At 39.6% G+C, this 404-nt stretch carries 1 pseudogene; it reads left to right on the forward strand.

What is annotated here, in order from left to right:
- A pseudogene (locus B4J23_RS04845) lies at nucleotides 1–404 on the forward strand (hypothetical protein); the annotation flags it as partial.

Here is a 404-nt window from a genome sequence, read left to right on the forward strand (position 1 = left end):
ACCTACTGGTATCATGCCCATCTGCATGGCTCAACAGCTATTCAGGTATCGAGTGGTATGGCAGGCCCATTAATTGTAGAAGGCTCAAGAACACCAAAAGTGAAAAATGGCAAAGTCACTGAAACAGGCGATATAGACATTTTATGGAAAGAAAAAAATAGCTATCCAAATGAAAACATCCTATTGTTCCAGCAAATTCAATATCGATGCTCTAACCCTGACCCGGATGTAAAATTCGATATTCCTAACAATTGCGAAGGTAAAGGCTTAGGATTACTTGAAGATTATACAGATATCGCTAATCCTGGCTCTTGGGCAGGCCAGAACTTTTATACGTCTATCAATGGTAAAGTTTTAGGAGAGATCAAAGTTGAACAGAATGCATTTAATCGCTGGCGCATGAT

It is taken from the genome of Acinetobacter sp. UBA3025, from assembly GCF_002367915.1.
Lineage (GTDB): Bacteria > Pseudomonadota > Gammaproteobacteria > Pseudomonadales > Moraxellaceae > Acinetobacter.